Origin of the sequence: Pseudoalteromonas sp. N1230-9 (assembly GCF_032716425.1) — a bacterium.
Taxonomy (GTDB): Bacteria; Pseudomonadota; Gammaproteobacteria; order Enterobacterales; family Alteromonadaceae; genus Pseudoalteromonas.
On record NZ_CP090419.1, the window covers coordinates 2555977 to 2577556 of the forward strand.

Here is a 21580-nt window from a genome sequence, read left to right on the forward strand (position 1 = left end):
TAATGCAAACAAATCCGCTCGATGGCTTACATGATGTCATTGCACCTTCAGAGGTCGCATGGTGGCCACTGGCTCCTATTTGGTGGCTAATTATTGTATTTTTAGTTGCACTACTGGTAGTTGGTTTAGTGTTGCTATATAAAAATCAGCAATTCAAGAAAGCCAAAAAGCAAGCGATTAAAATGAGTCAAAATGTGGCTAAAGATGATGCACAAGCGTTGCATATTATTCTTAAGCGCTTAACACGTCATTATTATAATAGTCAGCTTGCTTCACAGCCTTTGGCACAATGGTCAGAGAGTTTATCAAAGCTCTGTGGAGACACTTTTAGCTACGATGAGCTCATGCCACTTTACCAACAGCAAAATAATAATGCAGAGCTTGCGGCTAAATTACGCAGCGCCATTCACAACTTTAAACTCAAGGAGCCTATCAATGTTTGAGTTTAGTTGGCCTTGGTTCTTTGTGCTTTTACCCTTGCCTTGGTTAGTCAGTCGCTTTATGCCTTCAAAACAGCAAGGTCAGTTACGTCTACGTATTCCAGGCTTTGCTAAGCTTGGGCTTAACAACCAAGCCGTTCAACAACATAGTCACAAAGTGTCATTGCTTGAATGGGCGGTATGGGTCTCATTGGTCATTGCGATTGCAAACCCAACATGGCTTGATGAACCAATTACTTTACCCAATGAAGGCCGTGACATTATGCTGGCGGTAGACTTATCTGGCTCAATGACTGAGCAAGATATGGCTTATCAAGGCCAATATGTCGACAGACTAACCATGGTTAAAGCCGTACTAGGTGACTTTATTGAACAACGTCAAGGCGATCGCCTTGGTCTAATTTTATTTGGTGATACCGCATTTTTACAAACACCGCTTACGCGTGATGTTAAAACCGTAAGCCAAATGCTTGGTGAAGCACAAATTGGCCTTGTAGGCCGCGCAACGGCCATCGGTGATGCCTTAGGTTTATCTGTAAAGCGTTTTGCTAACAAAGATGAGAGCAATCGAATCGTGGTGCTCTTAACTGATGGACAAAACACTGCTGGTAACCTCAATCCTGAAGATGCGCTACTGTTAGCTCGCGAGGAAGGTATAAAAGTATATACCATTGGTGTCGGCTCAGATAACCCACGTGGTTTTAGTCTATTTAATATGGGTGGTATGAGTGGCGGCAACCTTGATGAAAGCTTGCTAAAACGTATTGCCGAGCAAACTGGCGGCTTATACTTTAGAGCAAAAGATGTGGCTGGTTTGCAGCAGATTTATCAAGAACTCGATAAGCTCGAACCTGTTAGTAGTGATGAGCAGACTTTTCGCCCTCAGATTTCATTGTTTTATATTCCGCTATTGGCAGCACTTGGTTTAATTGTTCTTGCTGTATTCATTAGCTTTACTCGCCAACTTAAGCAGGAGAAGTAATATGGATTTCGAATTTATTCGCCCTGCCCTACTTTGGTTATTAATACCTGCGGTCATTATTTTTAGTGTGTTATTGGTGCGTAATAAAAAGAACGCACCGGCAGCGTTAATTGCCCCACATTTAGCGCAATTTGTTATGAGCGACAATCATAAAAAACAAAGTCAGCCACTTTGGTTAGTTGCTCTATTTACGATTCTCGCTATCGTGTTTAGTGCAGGACCAAGCTTTGAGAAGAAACAAGTCCCTGTGTTTCAAGCGAAAAACGCCCGCGTTATTGTTATGGATATGTCCTATTCCATGTTCAGTACAGATATTGCGCCAAGTCGTTTAGTACAAGCACGTTTTAAAGCCCTTGATATGATTGAGCTATTTAAAGAAGGTGATACAGCATTAGTCGCCTATGCAGGTTCAGCCTTTACCATTTCACCATTAACAAACGATGCCAGTACATTAGCGAATCTCATTCCAAGCCTCAGCCCTGAAATCATGCCTAGTAAAGGCTCTAATGTAATCGAAGGACTTGAAAAAGCGAACGAGTTGCTCAATCAGGCGGGTTACTTAGAAGGTGATATCATTCTAGTCACTGACGGTATTGATAGCCTAGATCAAGAAGATATTAGTCGTTTTACGGATCAGTCACATTATCGCTTAAATGTTTACGGGGTTGGTACTGAGCAAGGTGCACCTATTAAGTTACCTGAAGGTGGCTTTTTGAAAGATATGCAGGGGCAGATTGTGATTCCAACGCTGAATATCAGTCGTTTAAGCGCGCTTGCACGTAATAGTGGTGGCAAATTTGCACTTTATCAGACCAACAATCAAGATATTCAAACCTTTGCACCTAGTGCAAATGCTGAAATACTTAAAGATGAAAAGCAAAGCCAAACACTCTGGCGTGTAGATGCAGGTATTTATGGACTGCTGATCTTAATGCCACTGGCACTCTTTTTAATTCGTCGTAGCAGCCTAGTGCTTGGCTTTATGTTCGTTATGCTATTGCCGCAGCAACACGTGTATGCCGCTGAGCTACCAGAAATGTTCAAGAACCAAGATCAACGCGCACTCGATGCTTATCAGCAGAAGCAATTTGAACAAGCCGCCCAAGCTGAGAACTCTCAACTAAAAGGTGCCGCACTTTACCAACAAGGTAATTACCAAGCGGCAATGGATGCGTTTAGTGAAGATAAATCTGCTACGGGCTTCTATAACTACGGTAATGCCCTTGCAAAAGCAGGTGAGCTTGAACAAGCTATAAATGCTTACAAACAAGCACAACAGCTTAGAGATAACTTCACTGAAGCAAAGGAAAACCAAGCTCTGGTTGAAAAGTTGTTGAATCAGCAAGAGCAACAGCAGCAAGATCAGCAGCAAAATAACGATCAACAAAACGAAGACAGTCAACAAGACAACCAGCAAAAGCAACAAGGCGATAATTCAGAGCAAGGCGAAAACTCTGAGCAAACTGAGCAACAAGATGACCAACAACCGTCTGAGCAAGGTGAGCAGTCAGATCAAAAAGGTGAACAAAGCGAGTCTAATAAAGATCAGCAAAATCAACCTGAAATGGAGTCTGAATCAGAGCAGTCATCACAATCCGATGAACAAAAGCCTGAGCAATCTGATGAGCAAAAAGAGACTCAACCTGAGCCTATGCAAAATGATGCACAAGCCAAGCAGCAAGCTGAGCAACAGGCGATGCAAGCACAGGCAGCCGAACTAACCAATGAAGAAAAAGAGAAAGCACAACAACTGAATCAACTGTTGCGCAAAGTCCCCGATGATCCTGCAATCTTATTAAGAAATAAAATGCAGCTAGAAGCACAAAAACGAACCTATCAACGTCGTCCACGAGGAGCCGAAAAATCATGGTAATGCGATTATTATGTTGTTTATTGTTAATCGCGGCAGCGCCGCTATGGGCCGCCAGCCAACTGCAGGCAAGTGTTGATAAAAACCCAGTACTTGCTGGCGAGTTTTTTATTTTAACAATCTCCGTAGATGATAGTGTCAAAAGCGAGCAGCCTGATACCTCTGTACTATTAAAAGACTTTGTTGTTGGGCCCACCAGCGTAAGCTCTCGAACCAATATCGTAAATGGTGAGATCAGTAAGCAAACTAATTGGTCAGTAAAACTAATGACGCGTAAAGAAGGTACTTACACTATCCCCGCCTTTACAGTTGCAGGTGTTAGTTCAAAACCAATAGAGTTAGAAGTGTCTAAACGCAGCCAAAACGCTGAGCAAAATAAAGAGGCATTTATAAAAACGAGTGTAAAATCAGATAGCTTGTATGTCCAAGAAGCCGGTGTATATACCGTTAAACTTTACTTAGATAACAATAAAGAGCTACTTGATGGAAACCTAAGTACTCCTCAAATGGATGATGCTCAACTCAATGCTATTGGTAAACAGTCAGAAAGCTATGAATTAATCGATGGTAAACGTTATCTCGTTATTACCCGAGAATATTTACTACAACCGCAAAAAAGTGGTCAACACACAATTACTGCGCCAGTATTTAATGGCCGAATTAGGCAGAACTATCGTCAGATGGAAATATCGGCAATAGGTGAAGACCTTGATCTCGACATTAAACCTATTCCAGAAAATTACCAAGGTGCATGGCTACCAAGTGAACTAGTAAACTTAGATGAGCAGTGGCAACCAAAAGACGATACAGTCGAAGTTGGCACACCAATCACACGTACAATCACTTTAACAGCGCTCGGTGTAACCAAAGAGCAATTGCCAGATATTGAGATGCCCCAAGTACAAGGTTTTAGAAGCTACCCTGACGAAAAAGAGACAAATCATCTAGTTAGGGATGGACGTGTTATCTCTCAACAAACAGCCTCGTATGCGCTGCTCCCCCAGACACCTGGTACGTTTACATTACCAGAAGTAAAGCTGCCATGGTTTAATACAAAAATTAATCGAATTAGTTACGCAACGATCCCTGCACGTACTATCACAGTGATACCTAGCACTAATGCACTGACAGCAAATACCAATAATACAGCACCAAACACAAGCCAAGAGCTCACAGGTGAAATTCCTGCTGTTCGTACTATTACTGAAGTAACTCAGCCTATTTGGCTTATAATTGTTGCTGCTGGAGGATACCTTTTATGGATTGCAACACTCGTGTTCTTCTTAAGAAAACGACCTGTTAGCAACTCTCTCAATAAAAATGACGTTAAGAGTGAAGTGTCTTCGGTTTCTTTATCTGAACTAAAGAAATATGCAAAGACAAAAGACTATTCAGCATTTTATTTAGCCCTTTCACGTTACGCCAAACATGAAACAGGGCAAACACATAACGCGATTGATACGCTCATGGACACAAGATCAAGCTCTAAACTAAGCGAAGAAATTGCTAAATTGCGTGCAAAACTCTATAGTTCAAGTGATGAGCAGCCTGATTTAGCAATCATCATTAATGGTTTAGCCCAAACAAAAAGAGCTCAATCATTTGACAAAAATCAGGGGCTAAAAAAACTTTACGATTAATAATAACTAAACAATACACATCAAGCGGCTAACAGCGATTAGCCGCATTGAAAAAAATAATAAATCCAGAAAGTTTTTTCCTTAAGGGCAGGTCTAGATAACTATGACGGAAAAACAAAAGCGATATGAAGAGCTCGTTCATATCTACCACAGTGAGCTTTATCGCTTTGCATATTGGTTATGCCGTGATCAAACTATTGCTGAAGATTTAGTGCAGGAAACATTCCTGAGGGCTTGGCGTGCCTTGGATTCACTCCAAGATCAACACGCTGCTAAACCTTGGCTACTTACTATTTTACGTCGCGAAAATGCGCGACGTTTTGAAAGAAAGCAATTTGATTACGCTGATGTTGAAAACGATACCTTAGTGGATGATAAAAGCACATCCCTTGATGCTGAAATGGAACAAACAGTGATCCAACGACAAATTGGAAAGTTAGCAGACGAATATCGAGAGCCTCTACTTTTGCAAGTAGTAATGGGCTGTTCTGGTGATGAAATCGCTAAGATACTCGATTTAAACAAAAATACCGTCATGACACGATTATTTCGTGCCAGAAACCAGCTTAAAGAGGCTTTAAGCAGTGATGATGACCAACTTAGAGGAGCATCAAAATAATGGATGAACTCGAGTTTCGCCGCCGCATCCTCGCCGAGCCAAGCACTATTGATAAGGAACTTGAAGCGTTTGCCGAGCAGGACAGTGATAAACAAGCATTTATTGACGACATTCGTGCATTTGACGACGAGTTGAATGCCGCTTTAAATGTTCCTGTGCCAGACGATTTAGCTGCGCGCATTATTGAAAATACCTATGCATCTGAAGAGCATGTTGAACAACAGCAAAACGACAACGTCGTTGAAGCTAAATCACGCTTTGCATTTAATCGCTTTTATTTAGCGGCTGCAGCCTCATTCTTAGTTGCTATAAGCGTATTTTTTATTACTACTAAACAGCATTCATTATATAGCGTTGGAGAGCATGCTTTAGCGCACTTATACTATGAAATTGGCTCTTTAGATAAACATAAAGCAATTGACTTAGAGTACGTTAATGAGAAGTTTGCCACCATTGGTGGCCACTTAGATGAGCTTCCAGGCAAAGTCACGTACTTGATGTTTTGTGATTTTAAAGGTCAAAAAGGATTGCACTTAGTATTTGAGTCTGACTTTGGCCCAATGACTGTATTTATTGTACCTTCAGAGGAGCAGCCTTTTGGCTCAGGTTCTGATGAGTTTAGCGATGAGCGTTTTGCAGGCCACATAAGTCGTGGAGAAAAAGCCGATACAATTTTAATTGCTAGCATAGGTGCACCATTAGAGCGTTACAATAATATGGTGACCAGTGCTATACGCTGGCTTCATTAGGTGAGTTAAAATAGCAGATACAAAAAAACCGCATCATATCAAAATGATGCGGTTTTTTTATCACGATACAGCTGGTTACTTACAAACGTCTGCTACTGCATTTGCAAAGTAGTCAATGTTTGCATCGCTGATACCTGCAACGTTTACACGGCTAGAACCAACAATGTAGATTGAATAATCTTTTTGTAAACGCTCAATTTGATCTTTATTAATGCCTAGGAATGAAAACATGCCATTTTGACGGTCAATAAATGAGAAATCTTGCTCAATACCTTTCGCTGCTAAGCTTTCTTTGATTAGAGTACGTAAGCCATTAATACGATTACGCATTTCATCAAGCTCGTCATGCCACATTTGCGTAAGCTCAGTACTACCTAAAATAGTGCTAACTATATCAGCACCGTGTGCTGGCGGCATTGAGTAGATACTACGTACAACACTTAACAATACAGAGTTAGAGATATCTGCAGTTGCTGCATCTTTAGCAATGATTGAACATGCGCCGATACGCTCACGGTATAAACCAAAGTTTTTCGAACATGAAGAACAAATGATCAGCTCATCAACCGCTGCCGCTAATTTACGTAGGCCTGCAGCATCCTCTTCAAGGCTTGAACCAAAACCTTGGTATGCAATATCAACCAGTGGTGTAAAACCAACTTCAACAGCAAGATCTGCCACTGTGCTCCATTGCTCAGCATTTAAATCCATACCGCTCGGGTTGTGACAACATGCGTGGAATAACACAACATCACCTTTAGGCACCTGCTTAAGCGTGTTAATCATCTCATCAAATAAAAGGTCTTTATTTTCGTAGTCGTAGTAAGGGTACTCTTTTACTGTTAAACCAGCCGCTTCAAATAAACTGATATGGTTTGCCCACGTAGGGGTTGTAACCCATACAGTTGCATCTTTGTTGCAACGCTTAATAAATTCAGCTGCAACACGAAGTGCACCTGTACCGCCAGGTGCTTGTGCTGTGCGAACACGGTTTGCTAATAACGCAGGATGCTCACCCAGTAATAAGTTTTCCATTTTTTGGCAGTAATCTAGATTACCCGCTAAGCCAATATACGATTTACTGGTTTCGTTTTCCAAACGAAACGCTTCCGCTTTTTTAACCGCTTTAAGAACTGGCGTATTGCCTTGCTCATCCTTATAAACACCTACACCCAAATCAATTTTCTTTGGGTTTGTATCTTGTTTAAAGGCCGCCATTAGGCCAAGAATAGGATCTGTTGGTAATGGTTTTAATTCTGAGAACATTGACTATCTCTTTTATATAGGGGGTTAGCGTTGCCACTAGCTTAACATAAAAACCGAGTCTGATTACTAGTTAAATTAGACCAATAGTTGAGGAATTTTAATACAACAAGCTGCAAGTAAAGCAAGGGTTTGCTGATCAAAGAAATCATTACTAAATGCTTCTGCATCAATAATGCCTAAACAGGTATTTTCACTAGATAAAATTGGCAAACAGGTTTCGGCTTTTACTTTAGGATCGCACGTATAATATTCACCACCTTGCGCCAAATAATCTGCAACATTATTAATCACACGACCTTTTTTAGACAAAGCAACTTGAACATTGTTACTGCCTTTTGCAAAGTCTTCAGTGAGTGGAAACAATGGGCGACTTGGTGCACCATGATAAACAAGCTTTAACAGCTGATCACCTTCATCTGTATTAGTTGATTGATAAATACCAAACCAATCAACTTGTGTTTGTTGGACAACATAATCGATGATTTGCTGAAGCCTTGCTAACTTTGCAGTATTTATCGCATCATCATCAACATAATCGTTTAACTTAAACGGTTCATCTTGCAAGTAACCAAATAAGCTACATGCCCCACCCTCGCCAAGCTCAGGAATTTGATACTGCCAACGTACTTCAGGTAACTGTGACTGTGCAAGGTACTGCTCTAGGTTTGATAATTGCTCTGCCACTAAAGTCTCTGATAAATCAAGCTGAGCGACAGATAAGTATGTAGAAATCATTTAGCCATCCAAACATCTATAATGCCAGAAAGCATAACACGGGCTTTCAATCAGAGCTAGCACTGTTTATGGATAATTGGTAACAAATTTCAACTTGGTTTCCAGACGCATTAAAAGCTACGCTTGACGCTACTTCACCCAGTAAAGATAACCCGCGGCCATGCTCTCGCTGCAAGTTATGCTGGCCGTCATTTTTATTCGCAAAACCATTGCCAGAGTCGCAAATAGTAAAATAAAGAGCCAAGGTATCTGGGCAATAACGAATATCAATAATAATAAGCGCATCAGTCAGTTTTTCTAATGCCTGCTCACGTTCTTGATAATAAATTAAAAAGCCATCATCTTGATTCTTTATATCAGAATCGAGTCCTAATACGCCGTGATCAAGCGCATTATTGTAAGCCTCTGAGAGGATTAAAAAGATATTCGCACGGTGTGCATTTAAACCCGCTACTTTAGATATCACATCCACAACTTCAAGCACGGGATCTGTGCTTTTTATTTGTTTTGAATTTAAACTAAGTGAAAAATTAAAAGGTAAAGGTGAAAAAGGCTCCGCCTCTTGCTCAGGCTCCGGTGCTGGTAAACAATTTAATAGCACTAAACTTAAATCATCTTGCTGTTCATAACCTTGAGAAAACTGGTTTACAGTCTCTATTAGCTGCTGGCTATTAATATTTTCTTTTGAACTTAATGCTTCAATAAATCGATGCTCACCAAAAAACTCATCATGTAAGTTAACGGTTTCTATAATGCCATCGGTTGCCATAACAAGCCGCATTGTTTCGTTGACTTCGAGATGAATAAGACCACGCTCAAATTCATCTTCTTCTAAAATCCCTAACGCCATGTGCTGGGATTCTAATGTACGTAATATATGGCCTTGCTGATCAATAATGTAGGTATCGGGTAAGCCACCTAACCACGCAGACAAACTCTTACCTGAGTTACTTAACTCAATAATAGTAGCCGCACAAAACATGTGCCCAGGTAATAAATTACCTAATACTGCGTTTATTTCCGCTGCAATGTCGCTAACAGACATACCTTTGTTAACCATGGTATAAAACACGCGAGAAGCCGGTAATGCCCCCACAGCAGCCGCTAGGCCATGCCCCGTAAAATCACCCAACATACAATACAAGCTACCTATTGGGCTTTGCGCAACAAGGAACATGTCGCCATTAAACATAGCCGCAGGAGATAAATGAAAATCTAAATGCTGCGTAAATGTATATTGGTTTTCTAACGCATTATTGAAGATATGCTCAACTATTTCATGCTCACGTTCAACTTGGTTCTGGTGATATTCGAGCTGTAGGTTTTGCTCTCGTGCCTTTTGACTTAAATTTCTTATACGGCAGTGAGCTTTAATTTTAGCGTTAAGAATAACCTCTTGAAATGGTTTATGGAGAAAGTCATCTCCACCTACAGCAAGGCATCTCTCAAAGCTTTCTTCATTTTCAAGGGAGGTGATAAAAATAATGGGTAGGTAAACTTGGCTAAAACGTTCTTTGATAATAGCGGCGGTTTCAAAACCATCCATAACAGGCATAACAACGTCTAGGAGCACAATATCAATAGTGTGCTTTTCGAGTATTTGCAGCGCAACAAGGCCATTCTCAGCTGTGTGAACTTGATAACCTTGATGCTCCAACATAACGGTTAATAGTCGACGATTTAAAGCAAGATCATCCACCACTAGAATGTTAAGCATCAATCAATATCAAACTTTTTATCAAAACGAGAGATTTGCAGGATTTTCTTTAGTTGTGGTTGGCAATTACTAATTTGAATATTATCCACTTTACCGGTTAGGTTTTTCTTCATATTAAGAAGCATACCAAGTGCCGAGCTATCCATATAATCTGTTTCTCTAAGATCAATAACCACTTTATTGATATTATCATTTAGGTCAGCGTAAGCCTGACGAAAAGATTGAACCAGATTAAAATCAAATTTTCCTTTGATTTGTACGGTCAAGATAGCGCCATCAGCAGAAGTGCTGCGCGTCAAACTCATAATAAACTCCTATTAATCAAATCTCTCCGAAGACTAATCTAAATATAACTGCTTAGGAGAAATAAGCCAAAAATTAAAACACTTAGAGGGAAATTTGTTATGATTTACAGCATACAACCTTCATTTAAAGTGAGATCTAAAATGAGTGATAATAATCTAGTATATTCAACCGCTACAGGCCGCATTGAACAGCCTAAAGAGGAAAAATCAATCCAAGGTAAAATCTTTAAAGATGGTTTTTTACGAATTGAGCGTCAAACAAAAGGCCGTAAAGGCAAAGGTGTCATGTTAGTGGTTGGCATTGATAGCCAAGAGCATGACCTGAAAAAACTTGCTAAGACCATTAAAAGTAAGATGGGCCAAGGCGGTGCGGTGAAAGATGGCATTATTGAGGTGCAAGGCGATGATAGAGAAAAGCTCAAAGCGATTCTTGAAGGCCTTAAGTTCAAGGTGAAAATTGCAGGGGGCTAAAAATGCCCCTTTTTTATTTTATCTGAATGACTCTTAATTAGCTGTATCAGACTCCATAAAACATAGTCTCTATATCGGTATCTGCTTCATAAAACTCTGGCTCAATTTTAACCTGCCCTTGATACTGACCTGGAACACGAGGGTATTTACTAGAAGTAATAGGAACAATCTGGGCAATTTCCTTGCCGTCCTGACGTAAAATTACGACCTTACCGACGGATAACTTCTCTAAATGTAAGTGTTTAACTTCGTCTTCGTCAATTTCAACATACATACAAAATCTCCTTCAGGTCATACTTCACACAGTATAGCTAACTCATCAGTGCAACGCACTATGCAAACGTATAGCAACTTAATAGTGCCTAACGTGCTCATTTTCGTGAATTTAAGGAGTAATCGCTTTGCCTGATATGTTTTAACATCTGCTCTTCACAGATAGCCGCCAGCCAGATGAAGTCCTAACTAAATTTACCAAAAGAACAGATAAATATAAGCGACTATATTTTATCTGTTTGTTCTAAACGCTCAAACAACGCAGGTAAGTCAGCCTCGCTAACTGGTGGGCTGTAGTAGTAACCTTGTACAATATAACAGTTATTGTTTTGTAAAAACTCAATCTGTTCAATCGTCTCAACACCCTCTGCTACCACATTGAGTTTAAGCTTTTGTGCCATTGCAATAATCGCCGCTGTAATTTCCATGTCATTTGAATCATCAGGAATGTCTTTTACAAACGAGCGATCCACTTTCAAAATATCAACAGGGAAGCGTTTCAAATAGCTGAGTGAAGAGTAGCCTGTTCCAAAATCATCAATTGAGATTGATACACCCAATGCCTTTAACTGATGTAATTGTAATATGGCGGCTTCAACATGCCCCATTAACATGCTCTCAGTTAACTCTAAATGTAAGCGTTTGGGTTCAACACCAGTTTGTTTGATGATTTTATCTAAGGTGAGTACTAGGTTAGCGTCTTTAAATTGGCGCGCCGAGAGATTTATTGAAATGTTATTCTTTAAATTTTTTCTTTCTAAACGTGCGGCAAATTCACACGCTTCTTGTAATACCCACGCCCCTAGTTCAACAATAAGCCCTGTTGCTTCAGCAATCGGAATAAACTTTGTTGGAGGGATCATTCCCTCAGTTGGGTGGAACCATCTAATCAACGCTTCGTAACCAACAACATGTTGATTTCGACTATCGACTTGTGGCTGATAATAAATAACAAATTGCTTGTCGCGAATACCTGTGCGTAGCTCATTTTCGATGAATAAGCGTTCATTGGCAGCGGCATTTAGCTCTTGGCTATAAAAGTGATAGGTGTTTCTACCTTTGGCTTTTGCTTCATACATTGCAAGGTCTGCATGCTTTAACAGCTGATCTTCTTCTTGGCTGTCAAAAGGCGCCATCGTGATGCCTATACTACCACTAATGATCACTTCATTATTGCCGAGTTTAATTGGCTCATTCAGTGTCTTTTGAATCGTATTAGCCACTTCCATAGCATGAGTTTGGTGTTCTATACCACTTAATAGGACCGCGAATTCATCACCACCAAGGCGAGCAATGGTATCTTCGGTGCGCAAGCGTTTTTTCAAACGGTTTGCTACTTCTACTAATAATTGATCGCCCGCATCATGGCCAAGTGTATCGTTAATACGTTTAAATTCATCTAAGTCAAAATAGAATAAGGCAAACGCATAATGACCACGCTCTGCAAGTGCCATCGACTTGCGTAACTGCATTCTAAAAAATGTACGATTAGCAAGGCCGGTGAGCGTATCAAAATATGCCAGCTGCTCCATTTTTCGCTGGCTCTCTTTTACAAACGATATATCTTGTGCTGAGGCAACATAGCTGGTGATTTCTCCTGCGTCTTCACGAATAGGCGAAATACTTAACGACACCCACACTGACTGACGTTCATTTCCTTGCAGTAAAGTGTCACCACGCCAATAATTACGACTTCGAAGATCAACATCAATATCATCGACTAAAATTGCCATTTCCTGCGAAATAATGCTTAAAAGTGATGACCCCATGAAATGACGCTCTTCAAACCCAGTCATTTCAACCATCTTGGGGTTAACATATTCAATCTCAAAGTTTTGATTGGTAATAACCACACCGGTTCCTGAGAATGCCACTGCTTTTGACAGTCTATTTGCAGCTTTCTCTGCTATCTCTTTTTCACTTATACGCTGGTTTAATCCATCAATCAGCTTTCTAATTTCAATAGCCATGTCTCTAAAAGAGCCATTTAGTGTACCAATTTCGTCTTTATTTGCTTTTGGAAACTCAGTTTGTAGCTGACCTTTGCCAAAACTCACGACCGCATTTACTAATGAATGGATACGGCGAAGTACCAGTTGATACAATGCTTGATGCAACAACAGCGCCACTAAAATAGCGTATAGAATAAACAAACCAAAGAACTTCACTTTTAACTCTTCTAACGCAGATAATGCTGAAGAACGTTTTTTGTAAATTCCGATATACCAGTTTAAATGCTCAACTTTACGAATATTAATAATGTGTGTTTCGTCATTTTGAACAAATGAATTAGCTGACTCAGGTAATTTTAGGCGAATTGTTTCTGCGATGAGCTTTTGTAAGTCAGGATTAACAAAATCCTCTGTTCGTAACACTTTACCTTCTCGACCATATTGCTCTAGCATCGATTTTTCTAAATCTGGGTGTGCGAGTAACTGCCCTTTTGCATCGAATACTAATAGGTGTTGCTCACGATCTCCTATCGGCAGTTGAGCCAATAGCGTTTCGAGCGCAATATCACTGCCTGTAACACCAAAAAATTCATTACCTCGATAAACGGGAACAAGTACACTCACCACCCATTTATGCCAAATAGTGTCGTAATACACTTTTGACCACACAGCTTCCCTGCTCGGGTTGAGCACATTCTGAGCGTAATTAAAAGTTTCACCTTTTGTGAAATCAAAATCGCCAGGTACATTGAGTGCCCAGTTTGGTGGTGCAATACGAATAAAGTTATCTTTTGTAACTAGATAAAAATTAAAAAAGTCTTGGATAAGTGTTGGTGAAACAATTTTCCATAACGACTCTGAGTCGTTGATCAATTGCTTGTAAAATTCTGAATAGTTTTCTTCTGGGATAAAGGCAGCAGATAAACCATCTTCTGAGGTGCTGCGAACACTGCCATCAACTGCAAACTTAATATCAGCACTGTGTTTACTGAGTATATGAGACTCACTATTTAACAGCTGGCTGCTAACGACATTGTTTGCTTGCTCTGCAATATTGATTTTTGTTTTTATTAAACGGTCGAATTGACGGCTTAAGCGTTCACTCGAATGCTTTAAAAGCTCATGTTCTTCAAAAACAAGCTGTTTTTCTTCTGACTTAAGCATCAAAGCGGCTGCACATATACCTGCAATCAAACAAATTGCAGAAATCAGCAGCGATAACTTCATACTTAACGAATTCACACCAAAACGAGATGGCGGGCGTCGATACACCACTAGGCTACCTTATTAATAATTGTTATTATTTGTTCTCCAAAGGCAAATATACCAGATTCATTTTTAGATTTATAAATTTTTTATGAAGATTGATGAATTTTCCTCACTTAGCCGATGATTTGCAAATTACGTACAATATGCAGTTGACTTTATAAACCACACTTCTTACATTAACTGAATGAAACAAATTAACGCTCGCACTTACTTTTCTTTTTTTAGCTTCTTTAGATAGAGGAGGCTTAACTGTTTGCGAGATAATTTCACCGAATAGCTAAAGCCTCCCACTTGGGAGGCTTTTTTGTTTGTGCGCTGTTTTGGAATGAGGAAACCAATATGAGCATTGATACATTAAATGCGTTAAGACATGATATAAATGAAATAGATTCAGACTTACTTGTCTTACTAGCCAAACGACGCCGTATTAGCCACAGCGTTGTTGAATATAAAATTGCCAACAATAAACCAATCCGCGATGAAGCACGTGAGCAAGCGTTGCTCGAAAAACTAATTGGTTACGGAAAGTCGCTTGGTTTAGATGCCTATTACATTAACAATGTATTTCAAACCATTCTTGAAGACTCTGTACTCAACCAGCAAGCAATGCTACAAAAAAGCCTCAACCCAGATGCGATGAGTGAAACACACCGCGTCGCTTACTTGGGTGGTCAAGGTTCATATAGTCAATTGGCTTGCCATAAATACTTTAGCCGACGTCCAGGAAAGGTAATAGAAATTGGCTGTTCAAGCTTTGAACAAATTACAGGGAACGTTGAAAATGGACAAGCTGACTTCGGCTTACTCCCCATTGAAAATACTAGCTCTGGTAGTATTAATGAGGTATTTGATCTCTTACAACATGCGCAAGTATCTATTGTTGGTGAAGTGACCCACAGTGTTGAACATTGTTTGCTTGCCCTGCCAGACACAGAACTGTCTCACATAAATAAAATCTATGCTCACCCGCAACCTTTCGCCCAATGTAGCCGCTTTGTACAAGGGCTCGGTGATATTCAACATGAAACATGTGATTCAACTTTCCATGCACTGCAATCAGCATTAGATACGCCCAATAGCGCAGCAATCGGCTCAGCTCAAGCAGGGAAAAATGTTGGTCTAGAGGTTGTAAAAACAGGACTGGCTAATCAAAGTGAAAACCATAGCCGCTTTATTGTTGTTGCACGTAAACCACTACAGGTTTCTAAACAAATACCAACAAAAACAAGCTTGATCATGGCAACCAAGCAACAAGCTGGTTCATTAGCTGATGCGTTAATGGTATTTAAGCATCATCAAATAAACCTTGTAAAACTTGAATCTCGCCCTGTACCTGGTAACCCGTGGGAAGAGGTTTTTTATGTAGACTTAGAGGCTAACCTTGATGATTTACATGTCAAACAAGCACTCGAAGAGCTGAAAGAGCACACCCAATATATTCGTATTCTAGGCTGCTACCAAAGCGAGTCTTTACAAGCTGTCAGCGTTTAACGTAAAAACTAGTCGTAACACCAAAAGGAGCTAGCAAGCTCCTTTTTTGTTACGAATATTCACCGCAGACACTTGCACCCAAGGCACTCCCTAAGCATAATCTTGAAAACACTTCAAAATTGGATCTTTCATGAATTGGTTAGCTGAATTAGCAAGCAAAAGAACACCTTGGGTTTTACTCGCCTTAACCGCATTTGTTTTTGAAATAACAGCGCTGTTCTTTCAATACAATATGGGACTTGAGCCCTGCATAATGTGTATTTACCAACGCTTTGCTATGCTTGGCCTTCTTGGTGCAGGTATTGTCGGCGCAATCAACCCACAAAGTACCCTATGTAGACTTATCGCATTTGTTACTTGGGGGATATCTTCAATTTGGGGCTACTTTATTGCCAAAGAACACATCGCGATGCAAAACAATACAGACCCGTTTGCATTTAGCTGTGCATTTGAACCAAACTTTCCAAGCTTTATGCCTCTACACGAATGGATCCCAAGCTTCTTTGCTGCAACAGGTGATTGTGGAAACATAGATTGGCAATTTGCGTCAATGAGTATGCCTGCGTGGATGGAAGTTATTTTTGCAGCCTATTCACTTGTTTTTATCGCTGTTGTAGCAAGTCGTTTAGTAATTAAAAAGTCGTTGTAATGTTGTATTTTTTTTCTAGTCAAATTCCTGCTTTAAAAGAGTTTAAAGTAAGACAACGTCAGCAAATTATTGCTCTTGCACTTGCGCATTTAAGTCCTACACAAAAGATCATTTTATCTGTATGTAAACTTGTTTTTTTAGCGCCCCTGTTTTTAGGTTTAGCTTATTTTCAGGGCTGGTCGCTTGTGCCTTGGCTGCTACTAGCTGGTCTGAGCTATCCACTCATAACAACACCGATAGAAAACATGTTTGCGCTCCCCCATTTACAAGTCGCAATTAAAGAGTTTAAACAGGGCGAATAACCGCCCTGTTTACTTATTTAAAGAATAATTTTTCCTTCTAGCTGCGAGAACACCTTTTCACCGATCCCTTTTACATCTTTGAGTTGTTCTAATGATTTAAAAGGCCCCTGCTGAGTTCGGTGTTCTATAATCGCTTTGGCTTTTGACTCACCCACGCCAGGAAGCAAAGTGAGTTGCTCAACACTGGCTTTATTTATATTCACCTTTTGCTGTTTAACTTGCACAGCTCCTTTATCTTCAGCTGCACTAATAGGTAAAGTGGGCAATAAAGTTAAGCCTATTGATAGAAAGAGACTTGATAATAGTTTCATATTTTCCTCCGTGATATCCATTATGGATAGTTAAGTTAATTATCACCTAACGCTTATTGCATCCCTATCGTTTCTATAATGGTGACATCATTAAATAAACCTAAAACCGACCGCAATGTCAAATAATCACCACAAAAAATAGACTCATCAAACTTGCAAATTCCGCCACAAACGATTACTGTATATAAAAACAGTAATCAAAGTGGCGTTGCTACGCTACAAATGCCACGCTTAAATGCAGGAGAAATCATGGCTGTTGTTGTTAAATATGTTGTAGAAAGAAACGGAGTCGAGCGAATGACGTTTACTACTAAAAAAGAAGCTGACGCATATGACAAGATGCTCGACATTGCTGAATCACTAGAAATGATGCTTGAGAAAGTTGACGTACCACTTAGTGAGCAACAAATTGAATCTCTTGCACTTGAGATGGCAAAAGAAAAAGACCAATTTATGGCTGTTTTGAAAGGTATTAAAGAGGCCCCTGTAAAACCTAAAAAAGCAAAATCAGCCACCGACAATGTTGCAGATATAAAAGAAAAAGCAGCAGGTTAAAAATAAAAATCCAATAAAAAGGGCAACTCTATGTTGCCCTTTTTGTATCTAATCAAAAGTGTCTAATTAAAAATTACAGTGATGCCTCAACGTCATCAAATAATTTAGTAATTTCTTCTTTAGGTTCTGGTGTACTTAAACTCACAGCAACTATCGCAATACTTGATAGAATAAACCCAGGCACTATCTCATAGATAATTGCACTTAACTTTTGCCCATCAATCGTAACTGGTGCATAAATCCAAAATAGAACTGTCGCAGCACCCACAACCATACCCGCTATGGCTCCTTGAAGGTTCATACGTTTCCAGTAAAGGCTGAATAACACAAGTGGACCAAATGCAGCACCAAAACCTGCCCATGCATTACTGACTAGGTCAAGAATAGAGCTATTACGGTCATAAGCTAAGTAGATAGCAAACAACGCAACCAAAATAACACTAATTCGGCCGACTAAAACAAGCTCTTTCTGAGACGCACTGCGGTTGAGATATATTTTATAGAAATCCTCAGTCAATGAGCTTGAACACACCAATAACTGTGACGAAATAGTACTCATAATCGCCGCAAGAATAGCAGCAAGTAAGAAGCCAGCAATCAGTGGGTGGAAAATAAGCTCAGACAGCACTAAGAAAATAGTTTCTTTGTCATCAATTGGCATTTGGTTTTCCAGCATGTAAGCGGCACCAAATAGACCAGTTAGCACAGCACCAATTGCCGATAATGTCATCCACGACATACCCACACGGCGCATGGTCGGCATATCTTTCACTGAGCGAACAGACATAAAGCGTACAATGATATGTGGCTGACCAAAATAACCTAGTCCCCACGCCATTGCCGAGATGATGGCAATTGTTGAGCCACCTGCAAACCAGTCCATCATATTAAGTGCATGAATTTCCGATTCTTTCGGAGAGCTTAGTAATAAGTCATAGCGAGCATTAGCTAACGTATCCATAAACGGCTGGTCAAGCATAGTATAGGTCGCTATCGGTACTGCAAGCAGCGACACGAACATGATACAACCTTGCACAAAATCAGTTAAACTAACTGCTAAAAAACCACCGAATAATGTGTAAAGAACAACCACACCCGTTGTGATATACAAGCCCATCTCGTAACTCATGTTGAATGAATTTTCGAACAGCTTGCCACCCGCAACAACCCCTGATGAAGTGTATAATGTGAAGAATACGATAATAACAATAGCTGAAATTACGCGCAGAATATTTTTATTATCATCGAAGCGATTTGCAAAATAGTCTGGAATGGTGATTGAATCATTCGCTTTCTCTGTATACACGCGCAAACGTGGTGCGACGAGAAAATAGTTTGCCCAAGCACCAAGTACCAAACCTATTGCGATCCATACCTTGCTTAAACCAAACAAGTACATTGCACCTGGCAGACCCATCAGTAACCAACCACTCATATCTGATGCACCTGCTGATAGCGCAGCGACACTTGGTGATAGATTACGACCACCTAGCATGTATCCCGATACATCATCTGTTGATTGTTTGTAAGCATAAAGCCCAATCCCCAACATTACGATGAAGTACAATGCTAACGAAATTATCATTCCTGTTTCCAAATTAGCCTCCAATTATTGATTAATGTTGGCTTTTAATCCGAATAATGACTCGCAAGCCATTTAATTTTAAGACATTATTGGGGTAAAAACCGATATCACTCACGACTATATCATGCTTCTACCCTCCAACTCCAATCTAGCCGATGGGTAGCGGCTTTGACGCAACAAACACTTTGCTAACAATTTTTCTATTATTTAGACGCAAGTAATAGAATTCTATTACGATTTATCCTAGTCTTAGGATCTAAAGTGAAATAATAAAACAACTTTTCCCCGTTTCAGCTCTTTTACTAATGCTATTTCAAACGCAATGCAATATATTGCGGGGAAAAATGATTTAACTGATGTGGATTTGCTTCAAATATGTACTTTTACGCTGCGCGCCAACCAATTCTAGACAAAGAAAAGAAACTTGTAGGCTATGAACTTCTCTTTAGAGATGGTGTAGATAACGTGTTTCCTGAGATTGATGGTGATGAAGCGACTTCTCGACTCATTGAAGGCAGCCAATTCAACTTTGGACTTGATGATTTAACTGATAATAAGCCTGCCTATATCAACTTTACCCTAGAAACGCTGCAAAAAGGCTACCCGTTACTGCTTGGTAAAGACCAGATTGTTGTAGAAATTCTTGAAACAATCCAACCAGGGAAACGCCTTTTAGCTATAGTCAAAGACTTAAAAGAAAAAGGCTACACCCTTGCGCTTGATGATTATATTCATCAACCTGTTTGGCGTCATTTTTACCCTTTTATTGATATTATTAAAATCGACTTTTTAACCTGTACAAAGGAATCAATACAAGAAGTCATAGAAGCAATCAAACCTTTCCCTCAGATCCAGCTTTTGGCGGAAAAGGTTGAAACATATGAGAAATATCAACTTGCCGTTGATATGGGCTTTAGCTACTTTCAAGGCTTTTTCTTCTCAAAACCAGAGATGGTACAAAGTAAAACACTTCCCCCCTCAGAAATGGCACTTGCAGAGCTTTTGTATGAAACATCAAGCGTCGATGTAAACCTTAAAAAAATCACTGAAGTTTTCGAGCGAGACGTTAACCTATCATACAAGCTACTACGCTACTCAAACTCAGCAGCATTTAAGCGCCGAGCAGAAATAAGCACCATTAAGCAAGCGCTTATTGTATTAGGCAACGAAGAGATAAAACGTTTCTTATCACTGTTGTTTGCAGCACAAGTTGCCGCAGATAAACCTGCTGAGCTAATTCGACTGTCATTAACGCGAGCTCGCTTCACCGAACTACTTGCCATTAACCACGGTCAGCTACGTGATACTGGCATGGCATTTTTAACGGGCATGATGTCATTAATGGACGCTATCTTAGATGAAGATATGCCAAGCGTGATGAAAAAACTGCCATTAAGTAATGACATAAAAGCCGCACTGCTCGATGAAGAAGGGCAACTTGCCGTTTACTTACGGCTTGTAAAGCAATACGAGCAAGCAAACTGGCAAGGCGCTAAAGATATTCAACAAGAGCTTGGTCTAGCCCCTGAAGAGGTGCCCGATGCTTATCATGATGCTGTTAACTGGGCAAATGAACAAATGTCAGTTTTTGGCGATTAAACAAACATATAGCGAATAAAAAATGCCAGCAAAAGCTGGCATTTTTTATTCTAATAGATTGTTAAAGATTTTCTAAGAAGTCTTCATCAAAATCATCAGGCTCTTCTTCAATGGGCGGATTACCGTCATGTAGTTCATACAATTGGCGCTGAAAATAAATATCTTTCATAAAGATATAGGGATCTAGCGACTCATTTAATAAACTCTCTTGTGGTATTAATGATGCCCTCGCCTCTACAGCCTTTAATGCAAAAACGAGTATAGTTTGTGGCGTAGTAAGCGCAATTTCTGGTAAAACAACATTATCAACTACATCACCGGTTAGGTTTCTTGCTGTGGTTGGCCCCATACCTGGCAACATAAGATAAGCACCGTCACCGACTCCCCATATACCTAGAGTCTGACCAAAATCCTCATCAACTATTTCTAAGCCAAGCGATGACGCAACGTCAAAAAAGCCAAATAAGCCTACAGTCGAGTTAACTAAAAAGCGTGCTAAGCTAATACTCATGTTACCCGGTTTGCCTTGTAAGCCAGCATTCACCATAGCAGTCGGCGCAGTTATATTATCTGTAAAATTCACGATACTGCGTCTAACCGGCACAGGCGTCACTGTTACATAACCAACAGCCGCAGGACGAAGGATATACGCATCTAATACATCCATATTAAAGTCATACATAGGGCGGTTAAATGACTGCAGGGGATCACGGTCATCTAGTTTTTCGTCAGGTACTTGTGCGCATCCTGCGAGCACCGCAAAAAAAATAAAAAATAAACTGTGCTTAAACATCAACTGT

General features: G+C 40.0%; 21 protein-coding genes. 12 read left to right on the forward strand and 9 right to left on the reverse strand.

Annotated elements, in window-relative coordinates:
• The first annotated feature begins 2 nt into the window (after positions 1-2).
• From LY624_RS11915 to LY624_RS11940, 6 genes are all read left to right on the forward strand, one after another.
• Positions 3-443: a DUF4381 domain-containing protein gene (locus LY624_RS11915; protein ID WP_341803064.1), complete on the forward strand. Its 441-nt coding sequence runs from the start codon at positions 3-5 to the stop codon at positions 441-443.
• Positions 436-1422 (forward strand): vWA domain-containing protein, encoded by a 987-nt coding sequence (locus tag LY624_RS11920; protein WP_237118165.1) that lies wholly within the window; start codon positions 436-438, stop codon positions 1420-1422. Before LY624_RS11915 ends, LY624_RS11920 begins: the two co-directional genes overlap by 8 nt.
• A gap of 1 nt (position 1423) precedes the next feature.
• Entirely contained in the window at positions 1424-3295 is a 1872-nt protein-coding gene (locus tag LY624_RS11925) for a vWA domain-containing protein (protein WP_341803065.1), read from the forward strand.
• Entirely contained in the window at positions 3289-4932 is a 1644-nt protein-coding gene (locus LY624_RS11930) for a BatD family protein (protein ID WP_341803066.1), read from the forward strand. The genes LY624_RS11925 and LY624_RS11930 overlap by 7 nt, the downstream gene beginning before the upstream one ends.
• A gap of 103 nt (positions 4933-5035) precedes the next feature.
• Positions 5036-5551, forward strand: coding sequence for a sigma-70 family RNA polymerase sigma factor (locus LY624_RS11935; protein ID WP_130150506.1), 516 nt, complete (start codon positions 5036-5038; stop codon positions 5549-5551).
• Positions 5551-6300: a DUF3379 family protein gene (locus LY624_RS11940; RefSeq protein WP_341803067.1), complete on the forward strand. Its 750-nt coding sequence runs from the start codon at positions 5551-5553 to the stop codon at positions 6298-6300. The genes LY624_RS11935 and LY624_RS11940 overlap by 1 nt, the downstream gene beginning before the upstream one ends.
• 75 nt (positions 6301-6375) lie before the next feature.
• On the opposite strand, the gene LY624_RS11945 is transcribed toward LY624_RS11940, so the two are convergent.
• The 4 genes from LY624_RS11945 to LY624_RS11960 form a co-directional block, all read right to left on the reverse strand.
• A complete protein-coding gene (locus tag LY624_RS11945) occupies positions 6376-7566 on the reverse strand; it encodes an amino acid aminotransferase (RefSeq protein WP_130150504.1) in 1191 nt (396 codons plus the stop codon).
• A 75-nt stretch (positions 7567-7641) separates the two neighbouring features.
• Entirely contained in the window at positions 7642-8301 is a 660-nt protein-coding gene (locus LY624_RS11950; protein ID WP_237118161.1) for a GAF domain-containing protein, read from the reverse strand.
• Positions 8302-8347: 46 nt separating this feature from the next.
• Positions 8348-10018: a fused response regulator/phosphatase gene (locus tag LY624_RS11955; protein ID WP_341803068.1), complete on the reverse strand. Its 1671-nt coding sequence runs from the start codon at positions 10016-10018 to the stop codon at positions 8348-8350.
• Positions 10018-10323, reverse strand: a complete 306-nt coding sequence (locus tag LY624_RS11960) for an STAS domain-containing protein (protein WP_062569768.1) — start codon at positions 10321-10323, stop codon at positions 10018-10020. The genes LY624_RS11955 and LY624_RS11960 overlap by 1 nt, the downstream gene beginning before the upstream one ends.
• Before the next feature lie 141 nt (positions 10324-10464).
• Here LY624_RS11960 and LY624_RS11965 point away from each other — a divergent pair, with 141 nt between their 5' ends.
• Complete coding sequence (locus tag LY624_RS11965; protein ID WP_130150501.1) at positions 10465-10794, forward strand: stress response translation initiation inhibitor YciH; 330 nt, start codon at positions 10465-10467, stop codon at positions 10792-10794.
• Between the two features lie 46 nt (positions 10795-10840).
• On the opposite strand, the gene LY624_RS11970 is transcribed toward LY624_RS11965, so the two are convergent.
• Positions 10841-11068 (reverse strand): hypothetical protein, encoded by a 228-nt coding sequence (locus LY624_RS11970; protein WP_341803069.1) that lies wholly within the window; start codon positions 11066-11068, stop codon positions 10841-10843.
• Between the two features lie 223 nt (positions 11069-11291).
• Positions 11292-14294, reverse strand: a complete 3003-nt coding sequence (locus tag LY624_RS11975; RefSeq protein WP_341803070.1) for a bifunctional diguanylate cyclase/phosphodiesterase — start codon at positions 14292-14294, stop codon at positions 11292-11294.
• Positions 14295-14627: 333 nt separating this feature from the next.
• Between LY624_RS11975 and LY624_RS11980 the strand changes: the two genes are divergently transcribed.
• The 3 genes from LY624_RS11980 to LY624_RS11990 all read left to right on the forward strand — a co-directional run bounded on the left by LY624_RS11980 (position 14628) and on the right by LY624_RS11990 (position 16730).
• Positions 14628-15779, forward strand: a complete 1152-nt coding sequence (locus LY624_RS11980) for a chorismate mutase (protein WP_062569766.1) — start codon at positions 14628-14630, stop codon at positions 15777-15779.
• A gap of 130 nt (positions 15780-15909) precedes the next feature.
• Entirely contained in the window at positions 15910-16428 is a 519-nt protein-coding gene (dsbB, locus tag LY624_RS11985) for a disulfide bond formation protein DsbB (protein WP_062569765.1), read from the forward strand.
• Entirely contained in the window at positions 16428-16730 is a 303-nt protein-coding gene (locus LY624_RS11990; protein ID WP_130150498.1) for a DUF6170 family protein, read from the forward strand. Before dsbB ends, LY624_RS11990 begins: the two co-directional genes overlap by 1 nt.
• A 17-nt stretch (positions 16731-16747) precedes the next feature.
• Here the strand turns inward: LY624_RS11990 and LY624_RS11995 are convergent, their stop codons facing one another.
• Positions 16748-17041, reverse strand: a complete 294-nt coding sequence (locus tag LY624_RS11995) for a helix-hairpin-helix domain-containing protein (protein WP_205989525.1) — start codon at positions 17039-17041, stop codon at positions 16748-16750.
• A gap of 249 nt (positions 17042-17290) precedes the next feature.
• Here LY624_RS11995 and LY624_RS12000 point away from each other — a divergent pair, with 249 nt between their 5' ends.
• On the forward strand, positions 17291-17596 hold the full coding sequence (locus LY624_RS12000; RefSeq protein ID WP_130150578.1) for a YebG family protein: 306 nt from the start codon (positions 17291-17293) through the stop codon (positions 17594-17596).
• Positions 17597-17669: 73 nt separating this feature from the next.
• On the opposite strand, the gene putP is transcribed toward LY624_RS12000, so the two are convergent.
• On the reverse strand, positions 17670-19181 hold the full coding sequence (putP, locus tag LY624_RS12005) for a sodium/proline symporter PutP (RefSeq protein WP_130150496.1): 1512 nt from the start codon (positions 19179-19181) through the stop codon (positions 17670-17672).
• A gap of 375 nt (positions 19182-19556) precedes the next feature.
• Between putP and LY624_RS12010 the strand changes: the two genes are divergently transcribed.
• A complete protein-coding gene (locus tag LY624_RS12010) occupies positions 19557-20780 on the forward strand; it encodes an EAL and HDOD domain-containing protein (protein WP_130150495.1) in 1224 nt (407 codons plus the stop codon).
• 61 nt (positions 20781-20841) lie between these two features.
• Here LY624_RS12010 and LY624_RS12015 read toward each other — a convergent pair whose 3' ends face one another.
• Positions 20842-21573 (reverse strand): MlaA family lipoprotein, encoded by a 732-nt coding sequence (locus LY624_RS12015; protein ID WP_341803071.1) that lies wholly within the window; start codon positions 21571-21573, stop codon positions 20842-20844.
• Between the last annotated feature and the right edge of the window lie 7 nt (positions 21574-21580).